The organism is Bacillus sp. S2(2019) (assembly GCF_005144805.1).
GTDB lineage: Bacteria > Bacillota > Bacilli > Bacillales > Bacillaceae > Bacillus > Bacillus altitudinis.
Map to the genome: position 1 here is coordinate 1 of NZ_SWFL01000006.1, position 17,781 is coordinate 17,781.

Genomic DNA, 17,781 nt, shown 5'->3' on the forward strand with positions numbered 1-17,781 from the left:
AGGCACGCCGCCAGCGTTCGTCCTGAGCCAGGATCAAACTCTCCGAGGTATGCAGGATGCATATCACACATGCGTTGCTACACGATGTAGCGAACTTAGCATGTGATCATTTCCTGCCTCGTCAGTCTGACTGACTACCTATGATGTATCATAGGATTTTTTTATAAAAACTCGAATTAACAGGTACGTTTTGTCTTGTTTAGTTTTCAAAGATCATCTTCATTGTCGCTCAGAGGCGACTTTCTTAATATAACATTTGAGCACCGTGTGCGTCAAGTGTTTTTCTGAATTTCTTTTTGTCCGCTTTTCTTTCAAAGCAACTCGGTTGCTCATTAGCGACGTTTAATAATATACCATCATAATATTCATGCGTCAATATCTTTTTTAACAAAATATCCTCGGTGATAGATTTTTTGCCCCTTCGTCTCAATTGGCTCTACTAGCACAATTCCTTTTTCCACAAAGAAATCAATCATCACACTAAGATCAGGTGTGAAATGCTTGAGATCAGGATGTGCAAGAAGCTCGCCAAACAGCCAAATTTCCTGCTGTTCCATGACTTGACGCAAATGAGCCGCACCAATTTCTGCTTTTGAATGAATCAAGAAATCATTCGCTAGGAATAAAAGTTCTAACCGCTTATGAAGACTTTCGTGGCTTTCAATCAGCTCTGAATAAAGTTTATATACTTCCGGCTCCATATGACGTACTTGGTTCCAAACGGTCACTTCTGGGTGGAAGCCTTTATCAATCACTTCAATACGCGCCAGATGATGCAGGGCATGCACAATGGAATTATATGCATCGAGGAATTGATTTGATTCAAAAAATGCTTTTCCTTCTATATATCTGCGAATGAGCTTGCCATATTCTAAACCAATTTTGAGCTTGCGGTTAGAAAACGGGAATGTACTCAGTTCATCAATAAAGTTGAAAATATATTCATTTCGATCAAACAGGACTTTTCCGTTTAAAATCCAATCAATAATCCGTCTGTTGGTACCTAAGGTAATCCATTCTTTCAACTGATCATCTGTGACAACATTTAAAGAAGCTGTTTGGTGATCGGATTCATAGTGCTTAATAAATAACGGTTCTTCCGCATCCTTTACGATGACTAGAAGCGCTGCATCAAAGTTATCCGTCTCAGAAGATACTTTATGTCTTCTTTCTACTATAATCACAGCTAATGTATCTGGATGACTTGCTCTCTCTTGATAAATAGGACGGAGAAGATTTTCCATAGTGATTCCTCCAATACTCGGGTGTAAGGTTCTTCTCTAATGCTATGTATTTCTCCTCATAGAATCAAAATTCCTTCAATACATGAAAAAAGATCATTGAATCATTATAAGCAATTTATTCACAAAACTCTATAACTAATTCAAATAGAAAGGTAAAATGTGCTATATTGGAGATAAGGGGGACTAGGGATGGCGAAATACTCCAGTAAGATTAATAAAATCAGAACATTTGCACTTAGTTTGGTTTTTGTTGGTTTTTTGATCATGTATATCGGTGTGTTCTTCAAGGAATCGGTCTGGCTGTCGACCTTCTTTATGCTACTCGGCGTGTTATCGATTGGATTGAGTACAGCCGTTTACTTTTGGATCGGTATGCTTTCTACCAAGGCTGTACGAGTAATTTGTCCAGGCTGTGAGAAGGAAACAAAGGTGCTCGGACGAGTGGATATGTGCATGCATTGCCGAGAACCGCTTACACTTGATCCAGCATTAGAGGGTAAAGAGTTTGATGAATCCTACAATCGAAAAAAGTCATAAAAATAAGCTGACCATTCAACTGGTCAGCTTTTTCATTAATGATTTTCTTTTTTTGCACATTCTTGACAAGTGCCATAGATCTCCAAGCGATGATGACTTACTGTAAAGCCTGTCACATGGGATGCAAGCTGTTCTACTTCATCAAGGCCAGGATAGTGAAAGTCAACGATCTTTCCGCAGTTTTCACAAATCGCATGGTAATGGTCAGATGTCGCAAAATCAAATCGGCTTGAGGAATCCCCATACGTTAATTCTTTTACTAATCCAGATTCCCGGAAGACTCGTAAATTGTTGTAAACCGTTGCTACACTCATATTAGGAAATTTCCCTTCAAGTGCCTTATATATATCGTCCGCGGTTGGGTGTGTCATAGAATTTACGAGAAACTCCAAGATGGCATGGCGCTGCGGAGTAATTCGAACACCGGTTTCTTTTAGAGCATCTAAAGCGTCTTTTAGTTCGTGAGCAGCCATTTCATCATGCACCTCTCTTTTCAAAAATATTCTTATATTATAATCTTTATAAATAGTGTACCCCCAGAGCCGAAACTTTGTCAATTACAATCCTCTTTTTTACCTATTCTTCTATACAAAAAAGACCGGCACGACTGCCGATCTCATCTCGTCAACATATTAAGCGTGAGCTTTCAGTTCCTCAAGCGCTTCTTCCACATGATCTTTCACCTTTACTTTACGCCACTCTTTCACAAGTTTTCCTTCTTTATTAATAAGAAACGTTGAGCGTTCAATTCCCATGTATTCCTTACCAAAGTTCTTTTTCAGCTTCCATACACCGAAAGCTTCAGACAATTTTTGTTCGTCATCTACAAGAAGCAGGAAAGGTAAGTCATGTTTTTCTTTAAACTTTTGGTGCTTGTCTTGACCGTCTGGGCTTACGCCGATGATGACAGCATCTAATTCGGCAAAGCTTTGATGGCGGTCACGGAAATCACAGGCTTCCGTTGTGCACCCCGGCGTCATATCTTTTGGATAAAAATAAAGGACAATGTGTTTCCCTTTAAAATCAGAGAGCTTTACTTTCTCTCCATTATCACCAAGTAATTCAATATCAGGTACTTGCTGCCCCACTTCGATTGTCATGATACAATCCCTCCAACCTATTTTTTCATTAGCCTATCCAATTTCGAGAAGATATTCAACTAAATACGCTTGCATCGGCATGTTAAAATAATGATAGACGACGTGATACGTTGAGATAGGAGGCTATTTATGAAATTCACCGAATCAGAAAAATTACATCAAGAGGCGCTGGAGCATATTGTTGGAGGGGTTAACAGCCCATCTCGTTCATATAAAGCAGTGGGCGGCGGGTCACCTGTTGCAATGGAAAAAGGCGAAGGCGCTTATTTTTGGGATGTTGACGGAAACCGTTATATCGACTATTTGGCAGCATACGGTCCAATTATTACGGGACATGCTCATCCTCATATTACAAAAGCCATCACGAAAGCAGCCGAGACAGGTGTCCTTTACGGAACACCAACGAAGCATGAAGTCACTTTTGCTAAGATGCTGAAGGAAGCGATGCCTGCTTTGGATAAAGTTCGTTTTGTCAATTCAGGTACAGAAGCTGTGATGACGACAATTCGTGTCGCTCGCGCTTATACAGGCAGAACAAAGATCATTAAGTTTGCCGGATGTTACCACGGTCATTCTGATCTTGTGCTAGTTGCGGCCGGCTCTGGACCTTCCACTTTAGGAACACCAGATTCAGCGGGCGTGCCTAAAAGTATTGCCAATGAAGTCATTACCGTTCCATTCAACGATATAGACAGCTACAAAGAAGCATTAGACCGCTGGGGTGATGAAGTAGCAGCTGTTCTTGTTGAGCCAATTGTCGGGAACTTTGGCATCGTAGAGCCTAAAGACGGTTTCCTGCAGCAGGTTAATGACCTGACTCATGAAAAAGGGGCTCTAGTCATCTATGATGAAGTCATTACAGCTTTCCGCTTTATGTATGGTGGTGCACAGGACTTGCTTCAAGTAAAACCTGACCTCACTGCATTAGGTAAAATTATCGGCGGCGGTCTTCCAATTGGCGCTTACGGCGGCAAAAAAGAAATTATGGAGCAAGTCGCCCCGCTTGGACCAGCCTACCAAGCTGGTACGATGGCAGGTAATCCCGCCTCCATCCTTTCTGGTATTGCATGCTTGGAAGTGTTAAAAGAAGACGGAGTCTACGAACGTCTGGATCAGCTCGGGGCAATGTTAGAAGAGGGAATTTTAGCCCACGCAAAAAAACATCAAGTAGATATTACAGTGAATCGCTTAAAAGGTGCTCTCACCATTTATTTTACAAAGGAAACGATTGTGAACTACGAGCAGGCTGAAAATACGGATGGCGAAATGTTCGCCCGTTTCTTTAAATTCATGCTCGCACAAGGTATTAACCTCGCTCCTTCTAAATATGAAGCGTGGTTCTTAACCATTGCACATACTGAAAATGATATTTCTGAAACGCTAAAAGCAGTAGATCATGCGTTTGAACAACTGAAACAATCATAATGAAGAGAAAAACAGACGTAAATTCATGCGTCTGTTTTTTTATTTACCAGCTCTTGATTGTCAAAAGCGAGTGAATCTGTTACATTTTTTCTCAATACCTTCTTTTGATGTTTTCATGAACTTTCAAAAATCACTTGAATATTTCGGAAGACCGCTGTATATTACTTAGTTGTTTCATCAAAATATTTATGATATATGACAAGTGGTCATCTATTATCGAAAAGAAAGGAATGCAGGGACAAAACCAATGAAACTTGGAGCCCGTATTTTAAAAACTGGTATTGCCATTGTACTCGCGCTTTACCTGGCAACATGGCTTGGGTTGCCGACACCCGTCTTCGCGGGAATTGCAGCTGTATTTGCTATCCAGCCATCTATTTATCGATCATTTTTAACGATTGTTGATCAAGTGCAAGCCAATATTATTGGAGCAGCACTTGCCATTACGTTCGGTCTGCTTTTTGGCACAGGACCAGTCATCATCGGCTTAACTGCCGTCATGGTCATTGCGATTAATTTAAAGCTGAAGATTGAACACACGATTCCGATTGCACTCGTAACCGTCATCGCGATTTTAGAAAGTGCAGGGGATCATTTCCTTTCCTTTGCCTTAATTCGAACAGCAACTGTGGTGTTAGGCGTACTTTCTTCATTTTTAGTGAATTTGATTTTCCTGCCGCCAAAGTATGAAACAAAGCTTGTTCATCACATTATGGAAAATACGGAGGAGATTTTAAAATGGATCCGTCTGAGCTCCAGACAGTCAACTGATCATTCCACTTTAAAGGATGACATCGATCAAATAAAAGAACGCATGATCAAATTAGATCACATTTACTTGTTATACAAAGAAGAACGAAGCTATTTAAAGAAAACAACTTATGTCAAATCTAGAAAGCTTGTTTTATTCAGACAGGCAATCATGACGTCTAATCGAGCGCTGTACTTGCTGAAAAAGCTTCATAAGTTAGAAAATGAAATTCATTTGATGCCAGAGCATTTCAGAGAGAGCTTAACAGATGAGATTGATTATTTGCTTTATTGGCATGAACGTACCTTGATGAAGTTTGTTGGAAAAATGAAACCGCAGGACGATGAATTTCAAAATGAATGCTCTCTTCGTCTTGAAGCATTAACGAAATCATTTATTCAGCACCAGCAAAATCAAGAAAACGACTTGCTGGATTACAATATGCTGAATGTGATGTCGAGTATTATTGAATACCGTGATGAATTGGAGCATCTAGATACTTTGATTACAAGCTTCCAAACGTATCACCCAAAAGATAGTGAGATTGAGACAGAAGAAAAAGAAGCTTAAATAGAAAAGACCGATTCTTAGAATCGGTCTTATTTTATTTTCTTCATTTTAGGATCAAGGGTGTCTCTTAATCCATCTCCCATCAAGTTAAAACCAAGAACCGTCAGCATGATCGCAATCCCCGGGAAAAATAAAGTCCATGGCGCTTGTACGAGATAAGGTCTCGCATCGGCAAGCATTTTCCCCCACTCTGGACTTGGCGCTTGTGCACCTAATCCTAAAAATCCTAAAGCCGCCGCTTCGATAATGGCAGTACCAATCGCAAGCGTCGCTTGAACGATGACCGGCACCATACTATTTGGCAGAATGTGACGAAGAACGATGCGGCGGTGTGACATCCCGACTGCCTTTGCTGCTAAAACATATTCTTCTTGCTTAATGCTCAGCACCTTTGAACGAACCAGCCGCCCAAAAGTCGGGACGTTAATAATCGCTATGGCAATAAGGGCATTTTGTAAGGAAGGGCCTAAGATGGAAACGATCGCAATCGCTAATAGAATGCTAGGAAAAGCGAGTAAAATATCAAATAGTCTTGAGATGACAGCATCCAGCAATCTACCGCCGTAACCTGCCATCAATCCGAGCAATGTTCCTAAAATAACCGACCCGAGAACGGAGAAGAAACCCACCCATAATGAAATTCGAGCTCCATGCACGACTCTAGAAAATATGTCTCTCCCGAAATCATCCGTACCAAACCAATGCGCAGCTGAAGGGGCACTAAATCGTTCGCCTAGCGACTGCTCGTTGATTCCATAAGGAGCAATGAGCGGTGCAAAGATTGCTAGGATCAGAAATAAAAAGACAATCACAGTGCCAATGACCGCCAGCTTGTGCTGAAAGAACAGTTTCATCGATTCAAGAATCAGTGATTGAGAGCGTTCTTCCTTTTGTTCAGGTGCTTGAAGCTCTTTTTGCGCTTCCATGTCGTCACTCTCCCTTCTCTAGTATTTAATCCTCGGATCAATGACTGCATACAAGATATCCACAATGAAATTGATCAGCACAAATATGAGCGCAACAACAAGAATGCCAGTTTGAATGACAGGATAATCACGATAGCTAATGGCATCGTAAATATATCGCCCAATTCCCGGCCAAGCAAAGATCGTTTCTGTTAAAATGGCTCCGCCTAGCAAGAGACCTGTTTGAAGACCAATAATCGTTAAAATCGGAATGAGCGCATTTTTCAGCCCATGCTGATAAATGATGAAAAATGAACGTATCCCTTTTGCTTTTGCTGTTCGTATAAAATCTGAATGAAGAACTTCCAGCATACTTGCCCTCGTAATCCTTGCAATAATCGCAGCAGGAATCGTTGCGAGAGCGGTACTTGGTAAAATTAAATGCTTGATGCTGTCAAAAAATTGATCAAATCGTCCTTGCAAAATCGTGTCCAGCGTATGGATATAGGTGATCGACTCTACCGGATTTCTGACGTTTTCTCGTCCTGTAGTCGGCAAAATACCTAATTCAATCGAGAATAGCCACTGTCCCATTAAGCCTAACCAGAAAATCGGCATGGACACCCCAATGAGCGCAATAAACATGGCCACATAATCAAAGAAAGAATGTTTAAACCACGCACTAATGATTCCGGCATTCACACCGACAATAATCGCCAGCAACATAGCGAAGAAAGTCAATTCTAATGTAGCAAATAAGTAAGGCTTCATTTCCTGGGCAATAGCCGCTCCTGTTCGTATGGAAGTCCCTAGATCGCCTTTTAAAAGCCCCAGCATGTAGTGACCATATTGTACGTACCACGGCTGATCTAAACCAAGCTGAATCGTCAATTGCTCTACTGCTTCTTTCGTTGCCCGCTGTCCTAAGATGACCTGCGCCGGATTTCCAGGGATAAACCGTATAATAGAAAATACAACTAAGGTCATTCCGATCAGTACTGGAATGAGCATTCCTGCTCGCTTCATACAATAAGCAAACAAACAGCTTTCACCGCCTTTTCATTGTTTGGATAAGGGAGATCGAACAATCTCCCTTATTTGCTTATTCGAAATATACGTCAGTCAATGCTTCAGAACCAGTCGGATGCGGCTGGTAGCCTTTTAAATCTTTAGATGCGGCAAGCATTGGAATTGAATGGACTAATGGAATCCAAGGCGCTTCATCATGAATGATTTCTTGAGCTTCTTGATATAATTCATTTCGCTTCTTTTGATCCGTATCGGTCTGCGCTTCAATGAGGATGTCATGCATTTTATCGTTTTGGAAGAATGTATAGTTGTTACCGCCAATACTGTCTTTATCTAATAATGTATAGATGAAATTATCAGGATCGCCATTGTCCCCTGTCCATCCTAATAAGAACACATCTGCTTCGCCTTTACTTGCTTTATCTAAATAAGTCGCCCAATCATATGTGACGATTTCGGCTTTGACACCAACTTTTTCAAAGTTTGACTGAATGACTTCAGCTACCTTCATCCCGTCTGGCATATATGGACGCGGCACAGGCATTGCCCAAAGCTTGATGCGAAAACCGTCAGGGAAGCCTGCCTCTTTCAATAGTTCTTTTGCTTTTTCCGGATCATATGGATATGGCTCAATCTCGTCATTGTAGCCTTCTAATGACGGAGGAAGTGGATTTTTTGCTGGTTCAGCAAGCCCTCCATAAAACGACTCGATGATTGATTCTTTATCAACTGCATAATTGAGTGCCTGACGAACCAACTTGTTATCAAGCGGCTTTCTCGTCACTGTCAGCCCGATATAACCTACGTTCATGGATGGTCTTTCAATCAGCTGGAGCGCTTTGTCTGTTTTAATGCCATCTAAATCGGACGGATTGACGCCATCCATTAAGTCGATTTCGCCTGTTTTAAGCGCATTTAAACGAGCAGAGTTTTCAGGAATAGAGCGGAAGATGATTTGTTTCAGTTTTGGTTTATCTTTTTGCCAGTAATCTTCGTTCTTTTCTAAGACAATACGGTCGTTCTGCTTCCATTCTTTAAACTTAAATGGTCCTGTGCCCACTGGGTTTTCTCTAAATGAATCACCGCTTTTTTCAACTGCTGCAGGACTAGCGATACCAAATGGTGACATGGCGATGTTTTTCAGAAATGTTGCTTGCGGGCGTTTGAGTTGAAATTCAATTTCATGCTCTCCTTTGACGATGATGTCTTTAATGACATGCCCTTTATCTTTTTTATAGCCGCCAAACATGCCGTAGTAAGGAAATTTTTCGGCATCTCCATTCATCCAGCGGTCAAAGTTGAATTTTACTGCTTCTGCATTAAAGTCTGTACCATCGTGAAATTTCACACCTTCTCTTAAGTAGAACGTGTACGATTTTCCGTCCTTCGCAACATCCCATTCTGTTGCGAGGCCCGGATGGATGGTCGTGTCTTTTTCACCGTAATTCAAAAGTTTTTCAAACATATTCTCTGTGACCTTGAAGGTTTCGCCTTCTGTTGTTGTAATCGGATCAAGTGATGTAGAGTCTCCTCCTCTACCGAATACGAGAGTATCTTTTGTGGCTTTTTCTTCTGATGTTGATGAAGATGAACAGCCCCCTAAAAATAACGCAAGTGCCAGCACAAAAATGAAACTACTGAATAACCATGTCTTCTTCATTGTGTTCCTCCTTTTGATATAAATAACACGCAGCTGCATGACCTGTTTCCTCCTCATACAAAGGCGGAACAGCTTGCAAGCATTGCGCCCACCTTTTTGGACATCTTTTATAGAAAGGACAGCCATCTTCTGACACCGGGGTGGATTCTTCCGCTGACACATCCTGCGTTTCCAGCACGTGATCCATATGTGGAATGGATTTCAGAAGAAGCGATGTATAAGGATGAAGCGGCTTGTGAAATACGTCCTCCGCTGGACCCATTTCTACAATACGGCCAGCGTACATCACTGCAATTCGGTCGCTCATATACTTGACAACGCCTAGATCGTGAGAAATAAACAAGTACGTCAGAGAAAGCGTCTTTTGCAATTCGAGCATTAAATTCAATATTTGCGCTTGAACCGATACATCTAAAGCGGAAACTGGCTCATCGGCAATCACAAGACTTGGATGAGTAATTAGCGCCCTAGCAATTCCAATACGCTGCCTCTGACCTCCGCTGAATTGGTGCGCATAACGGTCTCCATAGGATGGGTCAAACCCAACAATGTGCAGCATCTCTTTCACCCGCTTTTGTCTTTCTGCTTTTGTTCCATGTTTATGAACAATGAGCGGTTCTTCTAAAATGTCTTTGATTTTCATTCGTGGATTTAAGGAAGCGTATGGATCTTGGAAAATCATTTGAATGTCTTTTCTGAAGGAACGCATGTCTCGTTCTTTCAGAAGCGTCACTTCTTTTCCTTTCATTTGGATTGAGCCAGAAGTCGGTTCGATTAATCTCATTAAGCTTTTGCCAAGGGTGGATTTCCCGCAGCCAGATTCGCCCACAATGCCGAGCGTCTCTCCTTCTTTCACGTGAAAGGACACTTGATTTAAAGCCAAAGTCGTCTGTTTGTGATTAGAAAAAAATGCCGATGTGTCATAACGCTTCGTCAGTTGATTCACTTGCAGCAGTGGGTGATTCAGTGTCTTCTCCTCCTTCCATTAGAAAACATGCGACGCGGTGATTGTGTGAAATGGATTGTAAAGATGGGTCTTTTTCAAGACATTGCGTCATTTGATATGGACAGCGTGGTGCAAATTGACAGCCGGACCGAATAGCTCCTGGCTTAGGTACATGACCCGCAATAGACATGAGTTTTTCTTTTTTCTCTTTAAATGATGGAACAGAGGCGAAAAGACCTTTCGTGTAGGGGTGCAGAGGTTTTTGAAAAATACGGTCAACGGTTCCTTCTTCTACGATTCGACCGGCATACATAATCATGACACGCTGGCATATTTGCCGCACGACGCCTAAATCATGAGTAATAAATAAAATAGCGGTGTCCATCTCTTCATTTAACTTTTTGAGCAAACGAAGAATTTGTGCTTGGATGGTGACATCAAGTGCAGTCGTTGGTTCATCTGCAATCATGAGCTTTGGGTGACATAGCATCGCCATCGCAATCATCACACGCTGACGCATGCCGCCCGATAGTTCATGTGGATATTTTTTAAGTAATGACGCTGCTTGTTTCAGGCCTACCGTTTGAAGCAAATCTATCGCCTTCGCTTTTGCTTCTTTTTGGCTGATGGCCTGATGTGTGAAAAGGGCTTCTGTCATTTGTTTGCCGATGGTCATGAGTGGATTGAGAGAAGTCATGGGTTCCTGGAAAATCATTGAGATGTCATTCCCTCTGACCTCTCGCCATTGTTTCTCCGAAAGTGACAGCAGGTTTTGACCTTCAAATTGTATGTGACCTGTTGTTTCTGTTTGGTGATTCAGCCCCATTAAAGACAGCGATGTGATGCTTTTCCCGCAGCCAGATTCGCCCACAATACCTAAGGTTTCTCCTTTTTGAATAGAGAATGAGATGTCATGGACGATCGGGACTCTCTGCTTTTTTTGCTGAAAAGCAATAGACAGCTGTTTGACATCTAGCAATACTTCTTGTTCTTTCACATATTCACCACCCCGTCATACTTTTTAAAATTGTATTGAGACAAGCTGGGAAATATGTCATGTTTTTGACAAGCATAAAAAAGCCTATCCGCTAGAATCGGATAGGCTTCTACTAATTTAATGTTTGAATGGTAAATAGATGGCGATAGTGGCTGTCTCGGTTCATTAATTCTTCATGTGTTCCTTTTTCCACAATCTCGCCTTGTTCCATGACCACAATGAGGTCCGCATGTGTAATCGTTGATAAACGGTGTGCAACTATAAAAGTTGTGCGATCTTTTGCCAGCTTTTGCATCGCTTCTTGAATGTAATGTTCACTTTCTAAATCAAGTGCAGACGTTGCTTCGTCTAAAATAAGCAGCGGTGGATTTTTAAGAAATACCCTCGCAATTGAAATTCGTTGTTTTTGACCGCCTGACAGCTTTACGCCACGTTCTCCTACCTTTGTGTCATATCCTTCAGGAAGAGACATGATGAACTCATGGGCATTAGCCGCTTTGGCCGCCGACACAATTTTCTCAAAGGTTGCTTCCGGGTCTCCCACAGCGATATTTTCTTTAATGGTGTCACTGAATAAGAATGTATCTTGGAGCACCATTCCGACTTGATTCCGGAGGCTTCTTGCCTTGTATTCTTTAATATCAATGCCGTCAATTTCGAGTGATCCGCTTGTGACATCATAAAATCTTGGAATTAAGCTGACGAGTGTCGACTTCCCTCCGCCGCTCATTCCTACAAGCGCAACGGTTTGACCTTTTTCTACTTTCAAGGAGATATTGTGTAAAATCTCTTCCTGTGTATGTTCGTAACGGAACGACACATCTTTAAATTCTACCTCTCCTTTTAAGTGATTGGCTTCTTTTGCATTCGGCTTGTCTGTTACTTCATACGGTTCATCAATAAACTCAAAAATACGATCCATTGATGCTACTGACTGAGTTAAAGTCGTCGATGAGTTAATGAGACGACGAATCGGGTTGTACATCCGGTCAATGTAGCCGACAAAGGCAATCATTGTCCCAATTGAAAGCGACCCGTTAATGACGGTATAGCCAGCAAAAGCAATAATGAGCAGCGGCGCAATGTCTGTGATCGTATTGACGACGGCGAATGTTTTGGCATTCCAATTCGTATGATTGATCGCTTTGTTTAAGAAATTTTTATTTTCATCGTGAAAATTCTCTTGTTCGTATTCTTCAATCGCAAAGCTGCGAATGACAGGCATTCCTTGTACTCGCTCATGCAGGTGCCCTTGCACCTCAGCGAGTGCCTGCGACCGCTCTTTTGTCAGAATGCGAAGCCGTCCGTAAAAATACTTCACTGCTAACGCATACAGCGGAAAAATAATGACAGACACAATGGTGAGTTTAAGATCCAGTGTACACATAATGGCTATCACAATCAGGACGGTCATCAAATCAAGCCAAATGTTCATAAGCCCTGTGATGACAAATTCCTTTGTTTGCTCCACATCGTTGATGACCCTTGAAATAATTTCCCCTGTTCTCGTGTTGGCGTAATAACGAAGGCTTAGCTTTTGAATGTGCGAGAACAGTTTTTCCCGAATATCAAATAATACTTTACTGCCTGTCCACTGTGCATAGTATTGTCTGTAGTACTCAACAGGCGGTCTCATCACTAAAAATAATACAAGCATGATTCCCATAATAATAAAGAGAGTGGATGTTTTTTCTTCAGCCGATCCAGAGCCTTGAATGACATCATCAATGACATACTTTAAAAGCAGAGGCAATGTTAAGGGGATCGAGAACTTAATCATTCCGATCACCATTGTCAATGCAATCTGTTTTTTATAAGGTGTTACAAAAGCCATGTAACGTTTTATGACCCCCATGTAAATCTCCTTCCCAATCTATCAGTGCCTCTTATCCGTACGCAGTCAAAAACCTGTTGGCTTTGAAAAGCCAAACAGGTTTTAGCTGCTGTTACTTATTTTGTATAACGCAAAAAACGTTCATACCACATATCCACAAATTCTGGAGCAAACGGTCCCTTCCGCTGGTGAATCCAATGCAGTAATGTATTTAGATGCTCTCGTAAGATACTATCGATTTCTTTTGGATAATTCATCTGCCTCTTATGATCTGCATATTCATCCTCATCCAAAATATTATACGTCATGTCCGGAAAGACTTTGACATCTAAGTCGTAATCAATATACTTAATCGCCTCTTCATCTGTCGCAAAAGGAGAGCTGATGTTGCAGTAATAATACACCCCATCATCTCGAAGCATCCCAATGACATTAAACCATTGTTTTGCATGAAAATAGCAAATAGCCGGTTCTCTTGTCATCCATGTTCGGCCATCGGATTCAGTAACCATTGTTCGATCGTTTGCACCAATGATACACAATTCCGTTGCTTTCAGAATGGTGGTTTCATTCCAAATCCTGTGGATCAAGCCATTATGTTTATAGCTTTGAATTTGGATGGTTTCTCCTTCCTTGGGATAGCCCATATTTTCTCCCCTACTTTCTATAACAAACAAACCTAACAGTCCAAAGACCTAATTTCCCAACTAAACATGTCTCTATTATATTATACCGTTACATCATTAAAAAATGAAATGAAAAAGCCATTCAACCCAATTGAACGGCACACTCTTTTACATCACGGTTGAGCTCTTCTCCATTTGTTTATACGAATTGATGACTTGTTCAGTCTGTTTTGTAAATAGTGTCTGGACTTTTTGCAGTTCCTCTCGTTTCTGTTTGATTTGATCATGAAGCTTATGCCGCTCTTCCTTTTTTTCACCTTGCAGCAATTGTTTTTCTGTCTCTAAGTACAGATCAAGTTCTCCTTGTACATCGAGCAGCTGATCCATAAGCTGCATTTGTTCTTTGACAAGCTGATCGAAATCAGACATCTAACTCCTCCCTTTCCTTCGATTCCACTTTTTGTATCTATACCATTTCTTGAAAGAAGGAAGAAGTCCTTTGACTGTTTATGTAGAGGTTTTACAGGTTTTGTCGGATGGTGGAAAGAGGCAAAAAGAAAAGCACTTCATTCGTAGATGAAGTGCTTCCCTTTGTTTCAGTGATTAGCTGTTTTGTTGTTTGTTTTGCTCAGCTTTTTGGTTGTATTTTTTTACGTGCTGTGCGTCAGTCTCGCTAGCAAATTCAGTGCCATATTGACCACCTTGTGCAGCAGCTTGGTTTTGTTTTTTCACTTGTTGTGCGTTTGTTTTGTTTTGTTGTTTATCCATCATTATCACCTCCACGCACATTAATTTGTGCAGAAGGTGTACATCTTATTCATGATTTTTTTAAACAAGCAAAGAACGTCCGCCATCGACGATAATCGTCTGTCCTCTAATCATATCTGCTTTGCCTGATACAAGGAATTCTACACTATCGACCATGTCCTTAATTTCCACCATGCGGCCTGCTGGTGTATTTTTCTTAGCGTCTTCTAATAGCTCTTCACGATTTGGGAAGTGCTTGAGTGCATCTGTATCAATGGCGCCGCCTGATACGGCATTTACGACGATATTTTTTTGTGACAGCTCAACGGATAGGTAGCGTGTCAACGCTTCTAGTGCTGCTTTAGATACACCGACCACCGTGTAGTTTTCAAGGTAGCGGATGGAGCCTAGTGAGCTAATGCTGACGATATGTCCGCCGCCGTTTTTCTCCATTAATTTGGCTGCTTCTTGTCCGCAGAATAACAAGGCCTTCGCATTGATATTCATGGTCCAGTCCCAATGATTTTCTTCAAGATCCATGATTGGGCGCTGAACGCCAGATGCCGCATTGTTCACAAATACGTCTAAACGGCCAAACGTTTCGTCAATTTGCTGGAACATGTCTTTGATTTTCTCTGGCTGACCAACGTTGGCTTTGACAACTAATGTTTTAACACCCATCGCTTCAATTTCTTCAGCTGTTTCAAGTGCTGCTTTTTTGCTTCTTGCATAGTTAATGACAATGTCATATCCTTTTTCAGCCAGGCGAAGGGCTACTTCTTTCCCGACACCTCTACTGCTGCCTGTAATTAGTGCACATTTACGCTTGTTCATTATGGTTCATCTCCTGATTTGAATAGTTTTCGTCCATTCGCTTCACACTAATAGGAAAGTTCCTATTAGGAGGTTACATTCATGTATGTCGGACGCGATTTAAGCCAGCTTGGCATGATGTCAAAGGATCAATGGAAAGATACTGAGCTTGCTTTTTTTCATCATGCTTTCCAACAAATTTTACCTTATTTAAACGAAGAAGGGCAATCTAAGTATCGAGAAATCATTTCTGAAATTGAAAACCGCGGGGGTCTGCACCGAAATGAAGCCGATTATACCCATGGTACAACGGTTAAATATGACTAGGCTGTTCAAGTGCCATCTTCCATATTTTTTGATGTGAGACTGGCAAAGCATATGCCTCAAATTCTTCTGTTGTGACTTTTTTCAGCATCGTGTCATCAGATACAGAGGTCACACGTCCAAAGAAAACAGAAATATTCCAGATGAGGTGGGTAAATACATGTTGAATGGTGCCTTCTAAATCACCAAGTTCTGCTTGTACACCCGCTTCCTCTTTTAAGAAATCAATCAGCTGCTCTTTTTCCGTTTTTCTTCCCTTCATTGTTTCCATGTTTGGGAACTCCCATAAATTCGCAAGCAGACCTGTACTTGGACGCTTATGAATATAGAGGTGGCCTTGATCATCAAATAACACCACCGCTGCCATTGATTTCGCAGTCGGCTTTTTCTTTTTACTTTTCACCGGCAGCTCATGCTGAACGCCTTCCTCAAGTGCCGAGCAATGCATGTTTACAGGACAAATGAGGCATGCGGGAGAGGTTGGGGTGCAAATAAGCGCACCTAGCTCCATTAGCCCTTGATTGAATTCTGACGGCTTTTCCCGGGAAATGAGCTGATCAACCGCAAATTCGAAAATGTTTCTCGTTTTTGGTTTTGCAATATCATCCCATATGGACAAGATACGGGAAATGACCCTCATCACGTTGCCGTCTACCGCAGGGTATGGCTTGTTATAGGCGATACTCAGCACTGCGCCGCTCGTATACGGACCTACACCTTTCAGCTTTGAAAATTGCTCTTTCGTATCAGGGACAACGCCCTCGTAGGATTCATATACTTCTTTCACAGCAGCCTGTAAATTACGCACTCTTGAGTAGTAGCCAAGACCTTCCCATGCTTTCATGACCTTTTCTTCATCAGCTAGTGCGAGATCTTTCACCGTCGGGAATTGCTCCATAAACCGGTTGAAGTACGGAATGACAGTATCCACTCTCGTTTGCTGGAGCATCACTTCTGATACCCAGACGCGGTATGGATCTTGATTTTCACGCCATGGAAGTGTTCGTTGTTCTTTTTCATACCAATCAATTAAATCATGCTGAAAACCCGCAATATCTTTGCGGTCCAGCTTTTCTTGAATGTCTTTCATCTCTATACTCCTTCTTATCGAACCGAGAGCTAACGTTCTGAAAAGAACCTTATTTGTTGTATACTGTTTGTAGATACGTTAACATGTTACATTAAATCGGGATAAAGCAAAAGTGATTTTGCACATAGTCTTGTTGAGAAACGTATACTTTGTATGATTGTTCCTAAGCATGACAACTAGGAGGTAATCAATTGGACACTGGTACTCATGTAGTAATGGGCATTTCTCTTGGGGGACTTGCGCTTTTAGATCCAGCCGTCAGCGCAGATCCACACATGGCTCATGCCGTGATGATTGCGACTATTGCCGGCTCCCAAGCACCAGACATTGATACTGTGCTAAAACTAAAAAATAATGCAGTTTATATAAGAAATCACCGAGGATTTACTCATTCCATTCCGGCTGTACTGTTCTGGTCATTGCTGATTCCGGCTGTGATTTTCCCATTTGTGCCGGGGGCAAATTTACTTCACCTTTGGTTATGGACACTATTAGCCGTCGTGCTTCATGTGTTTGTCGATATTTTCAATGCATACGGCACACAGGCCATTCGGCCATTTTCAAAGAAGTGGGTAGCGCTAGGGATCATTAATACGTTTGATCCGTTTATCTTTTTTACACATCTTGTCGCCATTGTCGTTTGGGCGATTGGCGGGCATCCCGGCTATACGTTCATCTCGCTATATGCCGTGATTTTTTGTTATTATATCGTCAGGGTCATCATGCAGCTTCAGATTAAACGTCAGCTGCGTGCACGGTTCGATGAGATTGAAGACATTATTATTTCGCCTACAATGAAGTTCAGACAATGGCGTATTGCTGTGAAATGTAAATCCTCTTTCCATGTTGGACGCAGTATGAATAGTGAGATTATCATTTTAGACACCTTTAACCGTGTGCCGGTCCCTGATACTGAGATTATGAAAATTGCCAAACAGGATGAAAACATTTCAGCCTTTCTCTCCTTCTCCCCTGTCTACCGGTGGGAAGTAGATAAATACAAGGATCATTATGAAGTCCGGTTTATTGATTTGCGCTACCGCAGCAAAGGTCACTATCCTTTTGTTGCGATCTGCCATATCGACATGGACCACCAAATCAAAAATTCCTATACCGGCTGGATTTTCAGTGAAGAAAAACTGCAAAAAAAATTAAGACTCGGCTCTGTGTGAGCGAGTCTTTT

Annotated in this window: 18 protein-coding genes and 1 pseudogene; 5 read left to right on the plus strand and 14 right to left on the minus strand. The window is 41.6% G+C overall.

The window, feature by feature from the left end; all coding sequences use genetic code 11:
* Positions 1-365 precede the first annotated feature (365 nt).
* Positions 366-1,244, minus strand: coding sequence for a nucleotidyltransferase-like protein (locus FBF75_RS17850; protein ID WP_035391251.1), 879 nt, complete (start codon positions 1,242-1,244; stop codon positions 366-368).
* 189 nt (positions 1,245-1,433) lie between these two features.
* Here FBF75_RS17850 and FBF75_RS17855 point away from each other — a divergent pair, with 189 nt between their 5' ends.
* Positions 1,434-1,781, plus strand: coding sequence for a YgzB family protein (locus FBF75_RS17855; RefSeq protein WP_017366887.1), 348 nt, complete (start codon positions 1,434-1,436; stop codon positions 1,779-1,781).
* A gap of 35 nt (positions 1,782-1,816) precedes the next feature.
* Here the strand turns inward: FBF75_RS17855 and perR are convergent, their stop codons facing one another.
* A complete protein-coding gene (perR, locus tag FBF75_RS17860; protein ID WP_003217782.1) occupies positions 1,817-2,254 on the minus strand; it encodes a peroxide-responsive transcriptional repressor PerR in 438 nt (145 codons plus the stop codon).
* 159 nt (positions 2,255-2,413) lie between these two features.
* Positions 2,414-2,881 carry a thioredoxin-dependent thiol peroxidase gene (bcp, locus tag FBF75_RS17865; RefSeq protein ID WP_007496746.1) on the minus strand — a complete coding sequence of 156 codons (468 nt, stop codon included), beginning with the start codon at positions 2,879-2,881 and terminating at the stop codon, positions 2,414-2,416.
* Between the two features lie 129 nt (positions 2,882-3,010).
* Here bcp and FBF75_RS17870 point away from each other — a divergent pair, with 129 nt between their 5' ends.
* Entirely contained in the window at positions 3,011-4,306 is a 1,296-nt protein-coding gene (locus FBF75_RS17870; RefSeq protein WP_008341922.1) for a glutamate-1-semialdehyde 2,1-aminomutase, read from the plus strand.
* 247 nt (positions 4,307-4,553) lie between these two features.
* The gene (locus FBF75_RS17875; protein ID WP_007496742.1) at positions 4,554-5,627 is read left to right on the plus strand and encodes an FUSC family protein; all 1,074 of its coding nucleotides are present in this window, start codon (positions 4,554-4,556) and stop codon (positions 5,625-5,627) included.
* A 29-nt stretch (positions 5,628-5,656) separates the two neighbouring features.
* On the opposite strand, the gene FBF75_RS17880 is transcribed toward FBF75_RS17875, so the two are convergent.
* From FBF75_RS17880 to fabL, 10 genes and pseudogenes are all read right to left on the minus strand, one after another.
* Positions 5,657-6,553: an ABC transporter permease gene (locus FBF75_RS17880; protein ID WP_008341942.1), complete on the minus strand. Its 897-nt coding sequence runs from the start codon at positions 6,551-6,553 to the stop codon at positions 5,657-5,659.
* A gap of 18 nt (positions 6,554-6,571) precedes the next feature.
* The gene (locus FBF75_RS17885) at positions 6,572-7,573 is read right to left on the minus strand and encodes an ABC transporter permease (RefSeq protein ID WP_136945039.1); all 1,002 of its coding nucleotides are present in this window, start codon (positions 7,571-7,573) and stop codon (positions 6,572-6,574) included.
* A gap of 61 nt (positions 7,574-7,634) precedes the next feature.
* Positions 7,635-9,221, minus strand: coding sequence for an ABC transporter substrate-binding protein (locus FBF75_RS17890; RefSeq protein WP_017358851.1), 1,587 nt, complete (start codon positions 9,219-9,221; stop codon positions 7,635-7,637).
* A complete protein-coding gene (locus FBF75_RS17895) occupies positions 9,196-10,173 on the minus strand; it encodes an ABC transporter ATP-binding protein (RefSeq protein ID WP_081038904.1) in 978 nt (325 codons plus the stop codon). The genes FBF75_RS17890 and FBF75_RS17895 overlap by 26 nt, the downstream gene beginning before the upstream one ends.
* Entirely contained in the window at positions 10,142-11,164 is a 1,023-nt protein-coding gene (locus tag FBF75_RS17900) for an ABC transporter ATP-binding protein (protein WP_129548182.1), read from the minus strand. Before FBF75_RS17900 ends, FBF75_RS17895 begins: the two co-directional genes overlap by 32 nt.
* A gap of 112 nt (positions 11,165-11,276) precedes the next feature.
* Positions 11,277-13,019: an ABC transporter ATP-binding protein gene (locus FBF75_RS17905; RefSeq protein ID WP_129548181.1), complete on the minus strand. Its 1,743-nt coding sequence runs from the start codon at positions 13,017-13,019 to the stop codon at positions 11,277-11,279.
* A gap of 95 nt (positions 13,020-13,114) precedes the next feature.
* Positions 13,115-13,645, minus strand: coding sequence for a nucleoside tri-diphosphate phosphatase (gene ntdP / locus FBF75_RS17910; protein ID WP_008341956.1), 531 nt, complete (start codon positions 13,643-13,645; stop codon positions 13,115-13,117).
* Positions 13,646-13,792: 147 nt separating this feature from the next.
* Entirely contained in the window at positions 13,793-14,053 is a 261-nt protein-coding gene (locus tag FBF75_RS17915) for a YgaB family protein (protein ID WP_136945040.1), read from the minus strand.
* 174 nt (positions 14,054-14,227) lie between these two features.
* Positions 14,228-14,377 (minus strand): annotated as a pseudogene (locus FBF75_RS17920) (gamma-type small acid-soluble spore protein); the annotation flags it as partial.
* A 75-nt stretch (positions 14,378-14,452) separates the two neighbouring features.
* Positions 14,453-15,205: an enoyl-[acyl-carrier-protein] reductase FabL gene (fabL, locus tag FBF75_RS17925; RefSeq protein WP_007496726.1), complete on the minus strand. Its 753-nt coding sequence runs from the start codon at positions 15,203-15,205 to the stop codon at positions 14,453-14,455.
* An 81-nt stretch (positions 15,206-15,286) separates the two neighbouring features.
* Here fabL and FBF75_RS17930 point away from each other — a divergent pair, with 81 nt between their 5' ends.
* Positions 15,287-15,511 (plus strand): hypothetical protein, encoded by a 225-nt coding sequence (locus tag FBF75_RS17930; RefSeq protein ID WP_008341962.1) that lies wholly within the window; start codon positions 15,287-15,289, stop codon positions 15,509-15,511.
* Here FBF75_RS17930 and mutY read toward each other — a convergent pair.
* The gene (gene mutY / locus FBF75_RS17935; RefSeq protein ID WP_025206974.1) at positions 15,498-16,598 is read right to left on the minus strand and encodes an A/G-specific adenine glycosylase; all 1,101 of its coding nucleotides are present in this window, start codon (positions 16,596-16,598) and stop codon (positions 15,498-15,500) included. The genes FBF75_RS17930 and mutY overlap by 14 nt on opposite strands.
* A 191-nt stretch (positions 16,599-16,789) precedes the next feature.
* Between mutY and FBF75_RS17940 the strand changes: the two genes are divergently transcribed.
* The gene (locus tag FBF75_RS17940) at positions 16,790-17,770 is read left to right on the plus strand and encodes a metal-dependent hydrolase (protein ID WP_025206973.1); all 981 of its coding nucleotides are present in this window, start codon (positions 16,790-16,792) and stop codon (positions 17,768-17,770) included.
* Positions 17,771-17,781: the final 11 nt, after the last annotated feature.

Coding starts and splice junctions, on each gene's coding strand:
- bcp (WP_007496746.1), bottom strand. CDS start 2,881: ATGACAATCGAAGTGGGGCAGCAAGTACCTGATATTGAATTACTTGGT.
- FBF75_RS17850 (WP_035391251.1), bottom strand. CDS start 1,244: ATGGAAAATCTTCTCCGTCCTATTTATCAAGAGAGAGCAAGTCATCCA.
- FBF75_RS17930 (WP_008341962.1), top strand. CDS start 15,287: ATGTATGTCGGACGCGATTTAAGCCAGCTTGGCATGATGTCAAAGGAT.
- perR (WP_003217782.1), bottom strand. CDS start 2,254: ATGGCTGCTCACGAACTAAAAGACGCTTTAGATGCTCTAAAAGAAACC.
- FBF75_RS17915 (WP_136945040.1), bottom strand. CDS start 14,053: ATGTCTGATTTCGATCAGCTTGTCAAAGAACAAATGCAGCTTATGGAT.
- FBF75_RS17905 (WP_129548181.1), bottom strand. CDS start 13,019: ATGGGGGTCATAAAACGTTACATGGCTTTTGTAACACCTTATAAAAAA.
- FBF75_RS17855 (WP_017366887.1), top strand. CDS start 1,434: ATGGCGAAATACTCCAGTAAGATTAATAAAATCAGAACATTTGCACTT.
- FBF75_RS17890 (WP_017358851.1), bottom strand. CDS start 9,221: ATGAAGAAGACATGGTTATTCAGTAGTTTCATTTTTGTGCTGGCACTT.
- FBF75_RS17880 (WP_008341942.1), bottom strand. CDS start 6,553: ATGGAAGCGCAAAAAGAGCTTCAAGCACCTGAACAAAAGGAAGAACGC.
- ntdP (WP_008341956.1), bottom strand. CDS start 13,645: ATGGGCTATCCCAAGGAAGGAGAAACCATCCAAATTCAAAGCTATAAA.
- FBF75_RS17875 (WP_007496742.1), top strand. CDS start 4,554: ATGAAACTTGGAGCCCGTATTTTAAAAACTGGTATTGCCATTGTACTC.
- FBF75_RS17870 (WP_008341922.1), top strand. CDS start 3,011: ATGAAATTCACCGAATCAGAAAAATTACATCAAGAGGCGCTGGAGCAT.
- fabL (WP_007496726.1), bottom strand. CDS start 15,205: ATGAACAAGCGTAAATGTGCACTAATTACAGGCAGCAGTAGAGGTGTC.
- mutY (WP_025206974.1), bottom strand. CDS start 16,598: ATGAAAGACATTCAAGAAAAGCTGGACCGCAAAGATATTGCGGGTTTT.